The 16,982-nt window shown below is 63.3% G+C and carries 15 protein-coding genes and 1 tRNA gene; 9 read left to right on the top strand and 7 right to left on the bottom strand.

The genetic code is table 11. From position 1 onward, the window contains the following. The first annotated feature begins 73 nt into the window (after positions 1-73). The 3 genes from IEX64_RS21290 to IEX64_RS21300 all read left to right on the top strand — a co-directional run bounded on the left by IEX64_RS21290 (position 74) and on the right by IEX64_RS21300 (position 1,916). Positions 74-367: a hypothetical protein gene (locus tag IEX64_RS21290; RefSeq protein WP_188823060.1), complete on the top strand. Its 294-nt coding sequence runs from the start codon at positions 74-76 to the stop codon at positions 365-367. A 99-nt stretch (positions 368-466) separates the two neighbouring features. Beyond that, positions 467-550, top strand: a tRNA-Leu gene (locus IEX64_RS21295). Between the two features lie 49 nt (positions 551-599). Further along, positions 600-1,916, top strand: a complete 1,317-nt coding sequence (locus tag IEX64_RS21300; protein WP_188823062.1) for an amidohydrolase — start codon at positions 600-602, stop codon at positions 1,914-1,916. 6 nt (positions 1,917-1,922) lie between these two features. Here the strand turns inward: IEX64_RS21300 and IEX64_RS21305 are convergent, their stop codons facing one another. Next, positions 1,923-2,465: a hypothetical protein gene (locus IEX64_RS21305; RefSeq protein WP_188823065.1), complete on the bottom strand. Its 543-nt coding sequence runs from the start codon at positions 2,463-2,465 to the stop codon at positions 1,923-1,925. Between the two features lie 276 nt (positions 2,466-2,741). Between IEX64_RS21305 and IEX64_RS21310 the strand changes: the two genes are divergently transcribed. From IEX64_RS21310 to IEX64_RS21325, 4 genes are read left to right on the top strand one after another with little or no spacing between them, the layout of a single operon-like run. After that, positions 2,742-4,127 carry a TIGR03013 family XrtA/PEP-CTERM system glycosyltransferase gene (locus tag IEX64_RS21310; RefSeq protein WP_188823067.1) on the top strand — a complete coding sequence of 462 codons (1,386 nt, stop codon included), beginning with the start codon at positions 2,742-2,744 and terminating at the stop codon, positions 4,125-4,127. After that, entirely contained in the window at positions 4,127-6,235 is a 2,109-nt protein-coding gene (gene prsK / locus IEX64_RS21315; RefSeq protein WP_188823069.1) for an XrtA/PEP-CTERM system histidine kinase PrsK, read from the top strand. The genes IEX64_RS21310 and prsK overlap by 1 nt, the downstream gene beginning before the upstream one ends. Then, the gene (gene prsR / locus IEX64_RS21320; RefSeq protein WP_188823071.1) at positions 6,235-7,599 is read left to right on the top strand and encodes a PEP-CTERM-box response regulator transcription factor; all 1,365 of its coding nucleotides are present in this window, start codon (positions 6,235-6,237) and stop codon (positions 7,597-7,599) included. Before prsK ends, prsR begins: the two co-directional genes overlap by 1 nt. Next, positions 7,565-9,406 (top strand): tetratricopeptide repeat protein, encoded by a 1,842-nt coding sequence (locus tag IEX64_RS21325; RefSeq protein ID WP_229710628.1) that lies wholly within the window; start codon positions 7,565-7,567, stop codon positions 9,404-9,406. Before prsR ends, IEX64_RS21325 begins: the two co-directional genes overlap by 35 nt. Before the next feature lie 21 nt (positions 9,407-9,427). Here the strand turns inward: IEX64_RS21325 and panB are convergent, their stop codons facing one another. Next, the gene (gene panB, locus IEX64_RS21330) at positions 9,428-10,303 is read right to left on the bottom strand and encodes a 3-methyl-2-oxobutanoate hydroxymethyltransferase (RefSeq protein ID WP_188823073.1); all 876 of its coding nucleotides are present in this window, start codon (positions 10,301-10,303) and stop codon (positions 9,428-9,430) included. A gap of 121 nt (positions 10,304-10,424) precedes the next feature. On the opposite strand from panB, the gene IEX64_RS21335 reads away from it, so the two are divergent. Further along, positions 10,425-11,990: an amino acid permease gene (locus IEX64_RS21335; RefSeq protein WP_188823075.1), complete on the top strand. Its 1,566-nt coding sequence runs from the start codon at positions 10,425-10,427 to the stop codon at positions 11,988-11,990. Between the two features lie 161 nt (positions 11,991-12,151). On the opposite strand, the gene IEX64_RS21340 is transcribed toward IEX64_RS21335, so the two are convergent. The 5 genes from IEX64_RS21340 to IEX64_RS21360 form a co-directional block, all read right to left on the bottom strand. Next, positions 12,152-12,529: a nuclear transport factor 2 family protein gene (locus IEX64_RS21340; protein ID WP_188823078.1), complete on the bottom strand. Its 378-nt coding sequence runs from the start codon at positions 12,527-12,529 to the stop codon at positions 12,152-12,154. A gap of 44 nt (positions 12,530-12,573) precedes the next feature. Next, positions 12,574-13,344, bottom strand: a complete 771-nt coding sequence (locus IEX64_RS21345) for an SDR family NAD(P)-dependent oxidoreductase (RefSeq protein WP_188823080.1) — start codon at positions 13,342-13,344, stop codon at positions 12,574-12,576. Between the two features lie 3 nt (positions 13,345-13,347). Further along, positions 13,348-14,565, bottom strand: coding sequence for a cytochrome P450 (locus IEX64_RS21350; RefSeq protein ID WP_188823082.1), 1,218 nt, complete (start codon positions 14,563-14,565; stop codon positions 13,348-13,350). Positions 14,566-14,666: 101 nt separating this feature from the next. Beyond that, positions 14,667-15,032, bottom strand: a complete 366-nt coding sequence (locus tag IEX64_RS21355) for a winged helix-turn-helix domain-containing protein (protein ID WP_188823095.1) — start codon at positions 15,030-15,032, stop codon at positions 14,667-14,669. Position 15,033: 1 nt separating this feature from the next. Further along, positions 15,034-15,645 (bottom strand): hypothetical protein, encoded by a 612-nt coding sequence (locus IEX64_RS21360; protein ID WP_188823084.1) that lies wholly within the window; start codon positions 15,643-15,645, stop codon positions 15,034-15,036. 362 nt (positions 15,646-16,007) lie between these two features. Here IEX64_RS21360 and IEX64_RS21365 point away from each other — a divergent pair. Continuing rightward, on the top strand, positions 16,008-16,982 hold a 975-nt coding region (locus IEX64_RS21365), incomplete at its 3' end, for a site-specific integrase (protein ID WP_188823087.1).

Here is a 16,982-nt window from a genome sequence, read left to right on the forward strand (position 1 = left end):
CTCCGGCATGGACATCAGGTGCTTCCTCTCCATCGCTGCAGGCTCCGGGGCCGCGTTAATGCCGCATCCGGGGATGGCTCAGGCCGTTCAATTGGAGCCGGTAACCGGAGCGCTTGCCCTGGGGGCGCAATCTTCCAGCCTGTTCAACCTGCAGCCCGCGGTTCGCGGCGATCTGAAGCGACCGGAATTGCTGCAGCGCCTCGATACGGTCCGGGAAGTCGAGGCGCCGGAGCAGGAAAAGATCAAGATCCGCTGGCGCTACCAGTCGTCCGCAGACGGTCCACGTTTCGAAGTGGGCACCTACGGTTCGGGCAAGGGCGCAATGAAGTCCCGGTTGCTCCACGTGGGGATGGACTGGGATTTTTGACCCGGCTGCCTTTGCAGACTCGCCACAATCGTCGTGCCGGCACCAACTGTCTCTTGAATGCAGGTTGAGGCGCGGCTAAGCGTCCGCCCGCGCTTCCGTGCCCCTGTGGCGGAATGGTAGACGCGAACGACTCAAAATCGTTTGTCGCAAGACGTGCCCGTTCGAGTCGGGCCAGGGGCACCACGCGTTTCATGGCTTGCGCGCACTGCGGCGTCGCCATAGCCTGACTTTCATGAAAATTTTTCCGTTTGCGGTCGCTGCCGCCATCGTCGTCGTTCCCGCAACCGCCAGCGCCGAGACCGTGGGCGATGCTATCGCCTCGGACATGCCCGGGCTGATGGACATCTATCGGGATCTGCATTCCCATCCCGAACTGAGCTTTCAGGAAACCCGCAGCGCCGCGATCATGGCCAGGGCCGCGCGCGATGCCGGTTTCGAAGTGACCGAGAAGGTCGGCAAGACGGGCATCGTCGCCGTTATGAAGAACGGTGAAGGGCCTACGGTCCTGATCCGTGCGGACATGGACGGCCTGCCGGTGACCGAGCAGACGGGCCTGCCCTTTGCTTCCAAGCAGCTCGGTGTCTCGACTGCGGGCGTCGAGAGCGGGATCATGCACGCGTGCGGACACGACACGCACATGACCGCGTGGATCGAAACCGCCCGGCTCATGGCCGCGCGCAAGGATGAATGGTCGGGAACGCTGTTCATGGTCGGGCAGCCAGCCGAGGAGATCGGGCTCGGCGCTGTCGAAATGCTCAACGACGGTCTCTACACGCGCTTTCCCAAGCCTGATTACACGCTGGCGTTCCACGATACGCCCGAGCTTCCCTCCGGCGTCGTCGGAGCGGCCAAGGGTTGGGCGCTCGCCAATGTCGACAGTGTCGATATTTTGGTGAAGGGCGTCGGCGGTCACGGCGCCTACCCGCAGGCGACCAAAGACCCGATCGTGCTGGCCAGTGCCATCGTGATGAAGCTGCAGACGCTCGCCAGCCGCGAGATCGATCCGCAGGACCCGGTCGTCGTGACGGTCGGGTCGTTCCACGCCGGGACCAAGCACAACATCATTTCCGACCACGCCAAGCTGGAACTGACGGTGCGCAGCTATTCGGATGAAACACGCGCGAAACTGCTCAACGGCATCAAGCGGATCGTGAAGGGCGAAGCGATTGCATCGGGTATTCCCGACAATCTGATGCCCGAAGTGACGGTCGAGGATCCCTATACGCGCTCGACTTACAATTCGCCCGAGTTCACGCAGGAGGCGATCGATTACCTCCAGACGAAGATGGGCAATCAGCGCGCGCAGATCACGCCTTCGGTCATGGGCGGCGAGGATTTCGGTGAATTCCGCCGCGCCGACGAGGATAACATCAAGTCGGTTATCTTCTGGGTGGGCGGTTCGCCGATGGACAAGATCGCCGCCGCCAAGTCCGGAGGGGCGCCGCTACCCTCGCTCCACAGCCCGTTCTGGGCGCCCGAGGCCGACAAGGTGATCGGGGCCGGATCACAGGCACTGACGCTAACCGCGCTGCGCCTTATGGCCAACTAGGCCGGCTCAGTATCCCATGTCGCCTTCGCCCGGAGCCGTGGCGGCTCCGGCGCGCTGGCGGGACAGCGCGAGCATCTCTTCAATGTCCTGCGCGCGTTCCTGGTCGAGCTCTTCGCCCTTGCGGCGCTTTTCGATGAGTTCGTTCCACTTTTCGGGAGTCATGTTTGCGGGCAGGGCGACACCTGAAATGCTGCCGATCGAGCCTGCAGCCTGGCGCGCGCTATAGGTGAAATCGCCCAGGCCGCTGCTGGAGCTGCTACTTCCGCTGTAGCTGTGAGAGCCGCCGGTGTCCGGCCCGAACGATCCGACGACCTTGGTGTTCGAGGCGATCCGGATCTTGTTGGTATCCTTGCCCTGAACGGCGAGATCCACCTGATCCGGCTGGTTCTGCTCGGCCTTGGCGGTCTCCTCAGCCGATGCAGCGGGGTTTTCGCCTTCCGCGAATAACGCAATCAGCAATGTCACGACGAGCGTCACCGCTGCGAAGTGCGTGTACATCTTGGTCTGCGTGGACTTTGCGTCCTTCCGGGCTTTGGAAATCCGTGACATGCCGACCAGCATATACCCGGCAACGGTTAATCCATCTTCACCGCGCCATGGTTACCATCCTGTTTAGGACCGACTCGGGGGCGATGCCCCGCTTCGCGGCGTTCGGGGCAGGCCTGCTGTAAAGTCTGCCGACGCCCGAGCACCGGAAAACCGGCCCGTTTACGCGTCAAATGGCGATTTTTCCCAGGTCGCTGTCAGCTTTACCGACATTTTACGCCTTTGCCGTAGTCACGAGGACGAGCGCTGCAACTGGCCCGAGGATGGCTTCACGCGACGATGATTCGTCTGTTTAAACATTACATTCCGCATGCGGTGATCCTGCTTTGGCTGGTGGACGTGCTTTTGCTGGTGGGCGCCAACGAGATGTCGTGGCGGTTGCGCGCCGAGCAGATCGGCATGAACCCCGGATATCCGAGCGACCGAATGGGGATGCATGGTGCTTTCGCCGCCGTGATCGTCCTGTGCATGATAGCGGTCGGCGTATACGGATCCGAATCGCTGCGTTCGATGCGCTTTGCCGCCGCACGGCTACTGGTGGCGATTTCGCTCGGCATCATTGCGCTGTCCTTCTTCGACTTTCTGGGCGGTTCGCAGAACTTCTGGCGTTCGACGCTGGCCTATTCGATGGCCTTCGCAATCGTTCTGTTGATCCTCAATCGCCTGCTGCTCAGTGGATTTCTGGGGACCTCCGCCTTCCGCCGGCGCGTGCTGGTGCTGGGGGCGGGTGCACGCGGGGAACGCCTTCGCGAACTTGGTGACCGTCCTGAGAGCGGCTTCGTAGTCGTCGGCTACATCAGCATGAGCGAGGCAAGGCCGGTCGTGGAAGAGGCGATTCCGCGCTCGGCGATTCCCAATCTCACCCGGTTCGTGGAAAATCTCGGTGTCAGCGAGGTCGTGCTGGCGCTGGAAGAACGGCGTAACGCCCTTCCGCTCAAGGACCTGCTGCGCATCAAGACGGCCGGCGTTCACGTGAACGAGTTTTCGAGTTTCCTCGAACGCGAGACGGGCCGCGTCGATCTCGATACGGTCAACCCGAGCTGGCTGATCTTCTCCGACGGCTTTTCGTCAGGCCGCGCGATTTCGAGTGCTGCCAAGCGGCTGTTCGATATTGTTGTCAGCGCCTTGCTGCTCCTCATCACCGCGCCCGTGATCCTGCTATTCGCGCTGCTGGTGAAGATCGACAGCAAGGGGCCGGCCTTCTACCGTCAGTCGCGCGTTGGGCTGTTCGGTGAGCACTTCGACGTCATCAAGCTGCGGTCGATGCGGACCGATGCTGAAGCGGCCGGTGCCAAGTGGGCGGAAAAGGACGATCCCCGCGTCACGCGCGTCGGCAAGTTCATTCGCAAGGTCCGTATCGACGAACTGCCGCAGGCATGGACTGTCCTCAAGGGCAAGATGAGTTTTGTCGGTCCGCGTCCGGAACGGCCGGAATTCGTGTCCGATCTCGAAGATCAGCTTCCCTATTATGCCGAACGGCACATGGTGAAGCCGGGGATCACCGGCTGGGCGCAGATCAATTACCCCTACGGCGCCTCGATCACGGATTCGCGAAACAAGCTCGAATACGACCTCTACTACGCCAAGAACTACACTCCGTTCCTGGATTTCCTGATCATTCTGCAGACCATCCGGGTCGTGCTCTGGAGTGAGGGGGCCCGGTGATGGTCGCTGGTTTCTGGGGCACTATAGGACTGGCGTTCGATCTGACCGGCGCCATCGCGCTGGCCACTCTGGCGATATGGCTCTGGCCGCGGCTCGACCGCTTCGGCAACGCCGGGGTGTGGATCGTTTCCGCGCTCTTCATCACCGCCGCCTGGTGCCTCGCCGTCGCTTCGGCCTCGGGCGTTTTCGTTTCCTCGGTCGCCGAGAGCGCGCGCAATCTTGCGTGGCTCATGGTGATCTATCGCCTGTTTGCCAGTGACGGGCGGCATGCCACGGTTGCGCCGATACGGCCGGTCTTGCTGGCGTTGGCCTTCGTCGAACTGCTGCATCTGGGCGTCGATTTCGGCCTGTCGAGGGTTGCTTTCGACAGCAGCGTCGGGCGGGTGGCCTTCGAATTCAACGTCATGTTCCGCCTGCTGGTGACGGTCGGAGGACTGGTGCTGGTTCACAACCTCTATGCGGGCGCCCCGCGGGAGGTTCGGGGCGAACTGCGGTGGCCGGCGACGGGGCTCGCGGTTCTCTGGGCTTTCGACCTCAATCTTTACACCATCGCCTATCTTGCCGCGCGCTGGCCGGTCGAGATCGCGGCGTTCCGCGGCCTTGCCGCCATGGTCCTCACGGCATGCTTCGCGATGGCGACCGCAGGCAACCGCGACGCACTGAAGCTTCGCCCCTCGCGGGCGGTGACGTTCCAGACGTTCTCGCTGCTGGTGATCGGCTTCTATCTGGTGGCCATGGTCGCGGTAGCGCAGTGGCTTTCCTATGCGGGCGGTAACTTCGCACGGCTGATCGAGCTGGCCTTCCTCACGCTGGCCAGCGCTGTCGCTCTGGTCGTGCTGCCATCACGCTCGCTGCGCGGCTGGCTCAAGGTCATCCTTGCCAAGCATTTCTTTCAGCATCGCTACGACTACCGCGAGGAATGGCTGCGCTTCACGCGGACCATCGGTAGTAGAGGACAGACGTCGCAACCGCTTGGCGAGCGCGTCGTACAGTCGATTGCCGACGTCTTCGAAAGCCCCGGAGGCCTGCTGCTGACGCCGGGCGACCAGGGCGATCTGACGCTCGCTGCCCGATGGAACTGGCCCGAGATCGAAGTGCCTGCCGTCGCCTTTCCTCTGCGCGCCCTGGCTTTCTTCGAACGCACCGGATTCATCGCCGATCTTGACGATACGCGTGCCGGAACCGCGGCGAACAGCAGCGATCTCGAAGTGCCGCGCTGGCTTCTGGACGACAACCGCGCATGGGCGCTGATCCCGCTGGTTCACTACGAACGGCTAGTGGGCATGGTCGTGCTCGACCGTGCGCAACTGGCACGCAAGTTCGACTGGGAAGACTTCGACCTCCTGCGCGTGATCGGGCAGCAGGTCGCCAGCTATCTCTCCGAAAACGCCAGCCAGGAAGCGCTGGCGGAGTCGAGCCGGTTCGAGGACTTCCACCGTCGCATCGCCTTTGTGATGCACGACATCAAGAACCTCGCCAGCCAGTTCAGCCTGCTTGCGCGCAATGCCGAACTCCATGCCGACAAGCCCGCGTTCCGCGCCGACATGCTGGTGACCCTGCGCAACTCATCGGAAAAGCTCAACGCGCTGATCGCGCGCCTGTCGCGCTACGGCAACGGCGCGGTGGACAAGCTCGAACAGCTTCCCGCGACGGACGTGCTGGAAACGGTGATGGACCGTTTCCGCAGCAATCCGCAGGTGGTGCTGGCGGAGAAACGCGAAGTCGCGATAACCGGAAACCGCCATTCGCTGGAGCAGGTGCTGGTGCATCTCGTCCAGAACGCGCTCGATGCCAGCGAACCGGAAAGCCCGGTGTTTCTCTCGCTGACGGTCGAGGGGCTTCATGCCCGCTTCGAAGTGCTCGATTCCGGCTGCGGGATGAGCGCCGACTTCGTGCGTAACCGGCTCTTCAAGCCCTTCGTTTCGACCAAGAGCGGCGGCTTCGGCATCGGCGCATTCGAAGCACGCGAACTGGTGCGCGCCATGCGCGGCCGGCTCGACGTGGAATCGCGCGAAGGGCTGGGCTCGCGCTTCATAGTCTACGTGCCGCTCGCCGCGGCAACCGACGTTTATCAGAACATGTCCAGCCAGGATCAGAAGGTGGCGTGATGACAGAGACCCGACCCAAACTCCTCGTCGTGGAGGACGACGCCGGTCTCCAGGCCCAGCTCAAGTGGGCCTATGAGGATTTCGACGTGCTGGTGGCGGGTGACCGTGCCACGGCACTGGCGACGCTGCGCGCGGAAATGCCCGATGTCGTCACGCTCGATCTGGGCCTGCCGCCCGATCCTGACGGCGTGACCGAGGGCTTTGCCGTGCTCGACGAGATCATGGCGCTCAAACCCGATACCAAGGTCATCGTCGCCAGCGGCCACGGCGCCCGCGAATCCGCGCTGCAAGCCATCGCGCGCGGCGCCTACGACTTCTACCAGAAGCCCGTCGACATCGACGCTCTGGGCCTGATCGTGCGCCGGGCGCTGCAGCTCAACAGGCTGGAGCACGAGAACCGCAACCTCGCTTCCAAGGTGGAAAAGGACGAGAAGGTCCTTGGCCGCCTGATTACCGCCGCGCCCGAAATGGTGCGAGTCGCCCGCACGATCGAGCGCGTTGCCAATACCAATGTCTCGGTCATGCTGCTCGGCGCCAGCGGCACGGGCAAGGAATTGCTCGCGCGTGGGCTCCACGACGCCAGCGACCGTGCCGATGGCGAGTTCGTGGCGATCAACTGCGCCGCGATTCCCGAAAACCTGCTCGAGAGCGAGCTGTTCGGGCACGAGAAGGGAGCCTTCACTGGGGCGGTGAAGACCACGCAGGGCAAGATCGAACAGGCCGCCGGCGGCACGCTGTTCCTCGACGAAGTGGGCGATATCCCGCTCCAGCTTCAGGTGAAGCTGCTGCGGTTCCTGCAGGAACGCGTGATCGAGCGTATCGGCTCGCGCGAGTCCATTCCGGTGGATACGCGCATCGTCTGCGCTACCCATCAGGACCTCGAGGCGATGATCGCCGATGGCCGCTTCCGCGAGGACCTCTTTTATCGCCTGGCGGAAATCGTGGTTAAGATTCCAAGTCTGGCCGAGCGGCCGGGCGATGCCACGCTGCTCGCCAAGGCCTTCCTCAACCGTTACGCCAAGGAAATGAACCCGCGCGTTCGCGGCTTTGCTTCCGATGCGCTGGCTGCCATCGATGCCTGGCCCTGGCCGGGTAATGTGCGCGAGCTGGAAAACCGCGTGAAGCGCGCGGTCATCATGGCCGACGAAAAACTGATCCATGCCGTCGACCTCGATCTCGCCGATCCCGACGAACAGGTGATCAATGCGCTCAACCTGAAGACCGCGCGCGAACGGGCGGACCGCAAGGTGATCCGCCACGCGCTGGCCCGCAGCGAAGGCAACATTTCCAGCACTGCCAAGATGCTGGGGATCAGCCGGCCCACTCTCTATGACCTGCTCAAGCAGTACGATCTCCAACCCTGACCCCGCCTCTGGCGGGAGCAGGCGCAAGAGCGGAGGGCGGCTGGCGTTCGCGCTGGCCGTTCTGGTTATGCCGCTTGCGCTTTCTTCCAGTCCTGGGCTGGGCGAGCGTCCGCAAAGCGAGGCGCTGATCGATGCGGCGCGCGCTGCGCTCACGCGCGGTGATGGGATCGATAGCGAGATGAAGCTGCGTGCGGCGCTGGCAAAGGGCGCGCAGCGTCAGGATGTCGCGGCGTGGATGGGCAAGGCCTATCTGGAGCAGGAAAACTTCGACAAGGCCCGCGAATGGCTGGTTCCCGGGGACTTTTCACCGGATACCGCTGCGCAGGGCTGGCGCGCGCTGGGGTTGCTCGAGCGGCTCCAGGGCAACCTGCCGGCATCGGGCCGCGCCTACGACAAGGCGCTCAAGCTCATTCCCGATGATGCCTCGCTATGGGTCGAGGTCGGCCGCTTGCGCTATTCGGGCGGGGAACATCGTCTGGCGATCGAGGCAGCCCAGCACGCGCTCGCGCTCGACCCTGCCAACGTGCGGGCGCTCCAGTTCCGGGGGCAGCTCGTGCGCGATCGCTACGGGCTGCTGGCAGCGCTGCCATGGTTCGAACAGGCGCTGACCCACGATGCCAAAGATGTTTCCGTCCTGCTGGACTACGCGGCGACGCTCGGGGAACTCGGCCGTGCCAGCGAGGCGGTGACGGTGACGCGCCGGGTGCTCGAACTGAGCCCCAAGAACCCCGAAGCCTATTACATTCAGGCCGTGATCGCGGCGCGGGCGGGAGATTATAAACTCTCCCGCGCCTTGCTCATGCGGACGGGCGACGCGCTCGACGCCAAGCCCGGCTTCCAGATGCTACGCGGTGTGCTGGAGATTGCCGCGGGCAACTACGAAATCGCTTCAGAGGCCCTCGAGGATGTGCTGCGTGCCAGACCGAGCAGTCAGCATGCCAAGGCCCTGCTGGCGCGCGCCATCTACCTTGGCGGCCAGTACCGCTATGCGACGCTGCGCTTTACCGACGATATCGCGCGCAACGAGGCCTCGCCCTACCTCCTGACGGTTGTTGCGCGCAGCTACGAGGCGCTGGGGGACCGCAAGCGCGCGGGAGAGTTGCTCGACCGGGCTGCAGCGCCGCAGCCGGCTTCGCTGCGCATTCTGCCCGCACAGGGACGCATCGGCGAGCTGCTGGCACACGGGCAGGGAGGAGCGGCTGAAGCGAACGCCGAGGCGGCCCGGCGCAGCGATCCAGGTTTCTACGACAATCAGGCGCTGGCCGGCGACGTACAGCTGGCATTGGGACATCCCGCTGCCGCGCAGGAACATTATGCCGCCGCGGCCGAAATCCGGATGCCCGAGAGCCTGTTCAAGCGCCGGTTTGCCGCCTACGCGATGGCGGGCGATATCCGGGGAAGTCAGGAGCTCGTGGAGGGATATCTTCGCCAGAACCCCACCAGCCGCCCGGCTCTGCGCGCGGCGGCAGCGCTGGCCATCGGCATGGGCGATTCCTTCCGGGCTCGCGCGATCCTCACGTGGCTGCGCGACAACGGCGATGGGCGCGACATCGAACTGCTTACGAACCTTGCGCTGATCGAAGTGGGCGAGGGCGATCTGATAGCGGCCCGCTCCACCGCGCAATCGGCCTATCGCATGCAGCGCGCGAACCCTTCCGCCACGCAGGCGCTCGGCTTCAGCTATGCTGCGATGGGTATCCAGACCGCCGAGGCTCGCGCTCTGCTCGACAAGGCGCAGGCTATGGTCGGCAATACCCCGTTGATCGCGCAGGCCCGGCGGGAACTGAAGGACAAACGGCACGGTTGAACCGCACCGTCCATCGGGCGCCTACTTGTTCTTCGGCTGGTAGGTCTGCTCGATCCCGGGGAACGTGCGCGCGCGCACTTCCTCGGCATATGTAGCCGCGGTTTCCGAGATCATCCCGGCAATGTCGCCGTACTTCTTCACGAAGCGCGGCACACGCTCGAACATGCCGAGCATGTCGTCGGTAACCAGCACTTGCCCGTCGCACTGGGCGGACGCACCGATGCCGATAACGGGGATTTCCACGCTCTGCGTGAGAGCGACGGCGATCGGCTCGACGACGCCTTCGACAACGACTGCAAAGGCGCCGGCATCGGCGACGGCCTGTCCATCGGCGATGATCTTGGCATGCTCTTCTTGGCTGCGTCCGCGCGCACCGTAACCGCCCAGCGCGTTAACGGCCTGCGGGGTGAGGCCCACGTGCGCCATCACCGGAATGCCGCGCTGGCTTAGGAAGGCAATGGTTTCAGCCATAGCCTGCCCGCCCTCGAGCTTTACGGCGGCGCATCCGGTTTCGGACATGACCCGGCTCGCGGATTCGAAGGCCTGCTGCGGGCTGGCTTCATAAGAGCCGAAAGGCATGTCGACGATGACGACCGAATGGTAGCTACCACGCACGACAGCGGCGCCATGCGCGATCATCATGTCGAGCGTGACCTGCAGCGTCGAGGGCAGGCCGTAGATCACCTGACCGAGCGAGTCCCCCACGAGAAGCATGTCGCAGTGCTGGTCGAGTAACTGCGCCTGACGGGCGGTATAGGCCGTCAGCATGACCAGCGGCTCCTCCGTCTTGCCCTCGAACTTTCGCCGCTGGATCGCGGGTACGGTCAGGCGCTTCATCGGGGCCGGGGTGGGATTGGCGCGACTGGTCGCGGTGTCGAGCTGAAAGGTCGTGGACATGGCGGCGTCTTAGCCACTGCGGGGAAATTCTGCAAAGCTGGGGAGCGCCCCGTTCTTCGCTCTTGCCAAGCGGTTGCATGTCGTTAGCGTCGCGCGATCAAAAAAATCCGGGGGTCCACGCATGTTCGGACGCATTAAGCCGCTTGATGCCATTCTGGCCACGGCTGAAAAGAAATCTCTACACCGCTCGCTTGGGCCGGTGCATCTGACGCTTCTCGGCGTCGGCGCGATCATCGGCACGGGTATTTTCGTGCTTACGGCGGCCGCGGCGCAAAAGGCCGGGCCGGGCATGATGTGGAGCTTCGTCATTGCCGGCTTCGTCTGCGCGGTGGCTGCACTTTGCTATTCGGAACTGGCCTCGATGGTGCCGGTTTCCGGTTCCGCTTATACTTACACTTATGCCGTCGTCGGCGAGCTTCTCGCCTGGATGGTCGGCTGGGCGCTCATCCTCGAATATGCCGTGGCCGCATCCGCCGTTTCGGTGGGTTGGTCGGGCTACTTCATGGGGCTGCTGAAGAGTTGGACGGGGTTCGAGTTACCAGCCATGCTGGCCGCAGGGCCGACATGGTCTCTCTCCGGCGTCGATTTCAGCACCGGCATCATCAACGTCCCGGCCATTGTCGTGGCGCTCTCGGTGACCGCCCTGCTGATGATCGGAACCAAGGAAAGCGCGACGTTCAACGCGATCCTCGTGGCCGTCAAAGTCACGGCGCTGACGATGTTCATCGCGCTGGCACTGCCGGTGATGAACGGTGAGCACTTCGCTCCCTTCGCGCCGAACGGCTGGTTCGGCCCTCCGGGCACCAGCGGCATGGGCATCGTCGGTGCCGCGGCCTCGATCTTCTTCGCCTACGTCGGGTTCGACGCGGTCTCCACTGCGGCGGAGGAAACCAAGAACCCGCAGCGCAACGTGCCCATCGGCCTGATCGGCAGCCTTGCGATCTGCACCATCTTCTACTTGTTCGTAGCCGCTGGTGCCATCGGTGCCATCGGCGCGCAGCCGACCGCAATCGGCGTACAGCCGGGTTCGCCCGAATTCGCAGCCCAGTGTGCCGCGCTTGCACAGCAGGGGCAGGAGCCGCTGGTGTGCTCGAGGGAGGCGCTGGCCCACGTCCTGCGCGCCATCAACTACACCTGGGCGGGTGACCTGATCGGCCTTGCCGCCAATCTCGCGCTGCCTTCGGTCATTCTGATGATGCTCTACGGCCAGACCCGTATCTTCTTCGTCATGGCGCGCGACGGCCTGCTTCCCGAGAAGCTGGCGACCGTGCACCCGAAGTGGAAGACGCCGCACATCGTCACGATGCTGACCGGCGTCTTCGTGGCCATTGCCGCCGCGCTGCTGCCGGTAGGCCAGCTCGCCGACATTTCGAACTCGGGCACGCTCTTCGCGTTCTTCATGGTCGCGATCGCGGTGCTGGTCCTGCGTGTGCGGGATCCGAAGCGCATGCGTCCTTTCCGGACGCCGATCGTGTGGATCATCGCGCCGGTCGCAGCGCTGGGCTGCGTCGCGCTGTTCTTCAACTTGCCCATCGAAGCCATGCTGGTGCTGCCGATATGGGGCGGGATCGGCCTGCTGGTTTATTTCGCCTACGGTCGGCGCAAGAGCCACGTGGGGCTCGGCAAGATCGAGATCCACGAGGAAGATCCCGACGTTCCGCCGCAGCCGGTTCCGCCGATCGACTGATTGCGGTCAGCTACGGAAAAGGAGAAGGGGAGCCGCTGCGCTCCCCTTTTTCGTGTCTGCCGGGAAAACCTTTTGACTAGGGTTCGTCTCTACGGGCTTTGCACTGCAAGGCTATAGGGCGGCTTGCTGGTCCCTTCAGCAGGGCCTGCCCGAATGCCGGCTCAGCCCATGCCCAGTTCGGCCACGGTCTTGCGGTCGTAGTAGTCGCGGAACATCACGATCTTGCCATCGACGATGCGGATCGCGCCCATCCCCGGGAGCGGCATGTGCTTTTCGCCGACGACATGGTCGTCGAGCCGCTCGCACAGTACCCATTCACCGTTCACGGCGATGTTGAGCACTTCCACGTCGATGCGGGTGAGGTGCTGGAAGCACATGTCCAGCCAGGCGCCGATCGCTTCATGGCCGGCCATCGGCTTCTTCTCCGGGACATTGTCATAGACGCCGTCCTCGGCGAAACAGGCCACCATCGCGTCGCGGTCGCGCGTGGCCCAGTAGCCGAGAAAGCGGCGCAGCAGGTCTTCGTTGGATTCACTCATGGTTCCTCTCCCCTTTGGTATCGTTGTGGTGGGCCTGCGGATGGTCAGCCGCTGATCGTGACGCCGCCGTCGACCACCAGGCAGTGGCCGTTGATGTAGGATGATGCCTCGCTCGCCAGAAACAGCACCGCACCGGCAATGTCCTGCGGCTCGCCGATGCGGCGGCTCGGCGCGCGGGCCGCGATCATCTCGAAGAGCTGCGAAGGACTGGCTGAAGTCCCTTCAGTATGGATCAGCCCCGGCAGGACCGCATTCACGCGAATGCCGAGCGGCGCGAAGTCCACGGCGGCCTGGCGCGTCAGCGCATTGAGCGCCGCTTTCGTCGCGCTGTAGTTGGCGATGCCCGGGCCGCTGGGGCGCAGCGATTCCATCGAGGAAATGTTGATGATCCGGCCGCCCGGTTCCATCTGCTTGCCGGCCTCGATCATGCTGCGCAGCGGCCCGAAAAGATTGACGGCCAAGGTGCGTTCGAACAGGTCCCAGTCGAGATCGGGCAGCTTGCCGCCCGGCCGGTAGATCCCGGCGTTGTTCACCAGTACGTCGATGCGGCCGAACTGGTCCACGGCCGCTTCCACTGCCTTGTCGCCGCCGCCATCGGCACCGATGTCGATGTCTACAGCTGCTGCCCGGCCACCGGCCTTGGTGATCAGCGCGACCGTCGCTTCGGCGGCTTCCTGCGAGAGATCGACCGCGACAACCGCCATGCCGGCCGCAGCCAGCATGGTGGAGATCGCCCGGCCGAGGCCCGCCCCGGCACCGGTGACGACGGCCACCTGGCCGTCCATGCGGAACATCTGCTCCGGACCGTCAGTCATGGCTCAGCCCCACGTCAGCGGGAGGTAGTCGAGCCCGAAAGTGCGGCCGGTGTGATAGCGCGGCGTCTCGCCCGGCTTGATGCGGATGTTGTCGAAGGCCTTGAGGAATTCCTCGACGACGATGCGCATCTCGCGCTTGGCGAGGTTGATGCCCACGCAGTTGTGCGTGCCGGTGCCGAACGCGATGTGTCGCGGCTTGCGGCCGATATCGACGGTGTGTGGATCGTCGTAGACTTCGGGATCGCGGTTAGCGAGCATGATCGGCAGGTTGACCTCGTCGCCCTTTTTCATCGGCACGCCATGGAACACGAAGTCCTTGGTCACGGCGCGGTGGGTAATGACTACCGAATAGGCGCGCGAGAACTCCTCGATGGCCTGCGGCAGCAGATCGGGATTCTCGCGCAGTCGCTGCTGCAGTTCGGGATGCGTGGCGAGGTGCTGCATGATCCAGCCGATCGTCGAATAGACCGTGTCGAGACCGCCGACATAGAGCACGTAGAACATGCCCATCATCTCGTAGAAGTTCATCGGCCGGTCCTCGACCTGACCGCTGACGATGCCCTTGAGCAGGTCCGTGGTCGGATTGGCCTGCTGGGCCTCCATGTGCTGCTTGAGGTAGCCGTAGATCGACCGGGCGGCGGCGACGCGCACCATGGGATCGCTGGCGCGCATCAGCTCGTCCTGCCAGCCCATGAACTGGTCCAGCAAGTCGCGCGGCATGTCCATGAGATCGAGGAAGACGTAGGACGGGAAAGGCACGGCGAATTCATCGACGAACTCGCACTCGCCCCGGTTGCGGAACTTGGCGATCAGTTCCCGACAGATCTGGCGGACCGGCTCGTCATAGCCGCGGATCGCGGCAGGCGTGAAAAAGGGATTGAGGATCTTGCGGTACTGGTGATGGCGCGGGGGATCGATCTCGATCGGGTTGAGCAGTACCGGCTCGCCCAGCATGTCCGCGATCATGCCCGGTCGTTCCGACGAGAAATGCTCGTAGTCGATGAAGGCCTCGCGGATCACGTCGTCGCGCGTGAGAATCCAGCCAGGCCGCTTGAAGTTGGCCTCGGTGCCCCAGATGACCGGCGGTCCGTCGTGCAGGCGCGCGATCGAAATGAAAGGATCGTCGCCTTCCAGAGTGAAGGTGTCGAAGTCGTGATCCCAGACAAGCTCGGACGGAACGCTTTCGGGAAGGCGTTCGGTGGTGGCGAAAGGGGCGCTCATGCAGTCTCTCCTGAACTTCCGGCGGGGCCCATTTTGGGGCTCGGCTGTGAACTCATCTTAATTAGGTTTGCATTGCAAAGTAAATGGGCATGGCAAAACGTCTACGCGGGCCGTTCCTTCCAAGACCGCATGACGGTTTCGCTGCCGGCCGCCTGATTGGCCTTCTGCAGCACGCCTTCGAGCGCTTCGAGATAGGCGGCAAAGGCAGCGCGACCGCGGCCGGTCAGGCGGCAGCGGGTCTGCGGGCGCTTGCCGTCGTAACCCTTCTCGATTTCGACGTGTCCGGCTTCCTCGAGCACGGCAAGGTGGCGATTGAGGTTGCCGTCGGTCAGGCCGCACAGGCTCTTGAGCGAGGAGAACGAGAGGCCTTCGGGCTGCCCGGCCAGTGACGTCACGATGCCGAGGCGGGCACGCTCGTGAAACACACGGTCCAGACCGTCGAAAGCGAACGGCGTATTGCGATCCATATCAGGCACGAGGGAAAGTCTCCCGATCAGATAGAACCCAGGCAATGGCGAAGTGCCCGACGATGAAAGGTCCGCCTACCAAGAGCGGGGTGAGACCGCCAATATGGCCGGCGAGGAAAATGCCTGCCATCCCGCATAAAAGGAACCACAAGCCGGGCCAGACGATCTTGCGCGGCATTGAGGGAAAGGCTGCGAAAGCCACCAGAGCCATGACCATCTGCCAGATTCCGGGCACGATCCACGCCGCTTCCGGCGAATATTCCAGGATCGCAACCGGTACGACTGCCGAAACCAGAAAGCTGGGCACGACGATGCGGGTGGCGGAAAGCAGCATGTGCCGCGCCATGTCGTCGTTATCGCGTAGTGTCCGCACGACGGCTTCGAAACCGATCAGCAGGAAGCCCGACGCGAGCAATAGGCCCCAGATGATGATGAACTGCCTGTCATTGGCCGCGAAACGGCCGGGCAAGCCCAGCTGTAACAAGGTGATCAGTACCGACAGCACGCCGATCCCGCCGACGGCGGCCGGGGCATATCCGCTGAAGCGTGTGCTTACGGCGAGCTGTGCGCGAATATCTGCGATCTGGGCAATCGCTCGGTCGACGTCCGACATGAGGCATCCCTTGCTTCTTTGTAGAACAAAGTAGGAGGAGCGGCGATTCCGTCAAGAGATTTGGGCTGGTTACGGCAGCTGCTGGCAAGCATTCTTGCGCAAGCGGTTCAGCGCTTGCGGAAAAATCTTGTGACCGTTTGCGAGGAGAAAGCGGCAACCGACTGAAAACAGTGGTGACCCCTACGGGACTCGAACCCGTGTTTCAGCCGTGAGAGGGCGTAGTAAAAATGCGTTACCTCAGGACGAATGGCGTTTAAACACCGCAGAAAACCGGTATTTGTATTGTCGTTTGCGTCTGGTTGTATGTGGCTGCACGCCTAGGTATATTTGACGCATATTAGACAAGTTTGGAGAAGCGTCGCATGGCGAAGACCTTAAAAGAGGCCCCGTTAACCACAAGAAACGCACGCGCCGGATTGGCAGCTGGCGTTCATTGGAGGGGCGTCGATCCAGAAGTGCATTTGGGGTATCGGAAAGGTAAGCGCGGTGGAGTGTGGCTTGTCCGCTGGCGCGCGGGGGCTGGCTACCGGCAAGAGAAAATCGGTACGGCCGACGACCATATTGCCGAAGGAACGCTGGCTTACGGCGAAGCTGTGAAGGCGGCCCGAGAAAAAGTTGTAGAGGTGCGGAGAAGGGCAGAAGCTGAAGCCGCCGGGCCAGTGGTGACAGTTCGATTGGCAGTCGAAACATATATTGCTGAGCGCGACGCCGAAGATAGCAAGCGGGCAGGGCGGCCAATGCGGTCGGACGCAGCGCGGCGATTGGAGCGCTATGTTATTGGGCGACCCGCTCGCGGAAGACGTGATGAAGTCGCAGCTGCCCCGATTGCACAAATCCCTCTCTATGACCTGACTGTGCGAAATTTGACTGACTGGCGGGCCGACTGCGGTGGGCTAAGCGAAACTGCGTTGCGCCGGCTGTCGAATGATTTTCGGGCAGCGCTAAACGCAGCTGTTGAGCGGCACGGCGAAGCTCTTCCTGGAGCGTTGCCGGGCATTATCAAGCGGGGTCTTAAGTCAAAAAGGCTGGGCGATAGCGACAGCACCGCCCGAGAAAACCAAATTCTAAGCGATGGCGAGGTTGGGGCATTGATTCGCGCGGCGCGTGAAATTGACAGCGAACAGGACTGGGAAGGCGATTTGTTCCGACTTGTGACTGTCATGGCGGGGACCGGCGCGCGGTTCGCGCAAGTTGTGCGCTTGCGCGTAGGCGATGTGGGGCGCGACGTACAAAGCGGCACGCCGATAATTTCCATGCCAAACAGTCGAAAAGTGTCAATCGGCGTCCAATCGGGACCCCCTATCGGCGCGCAAAAGGGACCCCTTGGCAGCATTGCG

This window comes from Novosphingobium indicum, from assembly GCF_014645195.1.
GTDB classification, from domain to species: domain Bacteria; phylum Pseudomonadota; class Alphaproteobacteria; order Sphingomonadales; family Sphingomonadaceae; genus Novosphingobium; species Novosphingobium indicum.

Excerpts from the sequence above, each read along its gene's own strand:
- IEX64_RS21335 (WP_188823075.1), top strand. The coding sequence starts at position 10,425 with ATGTTCGGACGCATTAAGCCGCTTGATGCCATTCTGGCCACGGCTGAA.
- IEX64_RS21355 (WP_188823095.1), bottom strand. The coding sequence starts at position 15,032 with ATGGATCGCAATACGCCGTTCGCTTTCGACGGTCTGGACCGTGTGTTT.
- IEX64_RS21360 (WP_188823084.1), bottom strand. The coding sequence starts at position 15,645 with ATGTCGGACGTCGACCGAGCGATTGCCCAGATCGCAGATATTCGCGCA.
- panB (WP_188823073.1), bottom strand. The coding sequence starts at position 10,303 with ATGTCCACGACCTTTCAGCTCGACACCGCGACCAGTCGCGCCAATCCC.
- IEX64_RS21300 (WP_188823062.1), top strand. The coding sequence starts at position 600 with ATGAAAATTTTTCCGTTTGCGGTCGCTGCCGCCATCGTCGTCGTTCCC.
- IEX64_RS21325 (WP_229710628.1), top strand. The coding sequence starts at position 7,565 with ATGACCTGCTCAAGCAGTACGATCTCCAACCCTGACCCCGCCTCTGGC.
- IEX64_RS21305 (WP_188823065.1), bottom strand. The coding sequence starts at position 2,465 with ATGTCACGGATTTCCAAAGCCCGGAAGGACGCAAAGTCCACGCAGACC.
- IEX64_RS21350 (WP_188823082.1), bottom strand. The coding sequence starts at position 14,565 with ATGAGCGCCCCTTTCGCCACCACCGAACGCCTTCCCGAAAGCGTTCCG.
- IEX64_RS21345 (WP_188823080.1), bottom strand. The coding sequence starts at position 13,344 with ATGACTGACGGTCCGGAGCAGATGTTCCGCATGGACGGCCAGGTGGCC.
- prsK (WP_188823069.1), top strand. The coding sequence starts at position 4,127 with ATGGTCGCTGGTTTCTGGGGCACTATAGGACTGGCGTTCGATCTGACC.
- IEX64_RS21290 (WP_188823060.1), top strand. The coding sequence starts at position 74 with ATGGCTCAGGCCGTTCAATTGGAGCCGGTAACCGGAGCGCTTGCCCTG.
- prsR (WP_188823071.1), top strand. The coding sequence starts at position 6,235 with ATGACAGAGACCCGACCCAAACTCCTCGTCGTGGAGGACGACGCCGGT.
- IEX64_RS21340 (WP_188823078.1), bottom strand. The coding sequence starts at position 12,529 with ATGAGTGAATCCAACGAAGACCTGCTGCGCCGCTTTCTCGGCTACTGG.
- IEX64_RS21310 (WP_188823067.1), top strand. The coding sequence starts at position 2,742 with ATGATTCGTCTGTTTAAACATTACATTCCGCATGCGGTGATCCTGCTT.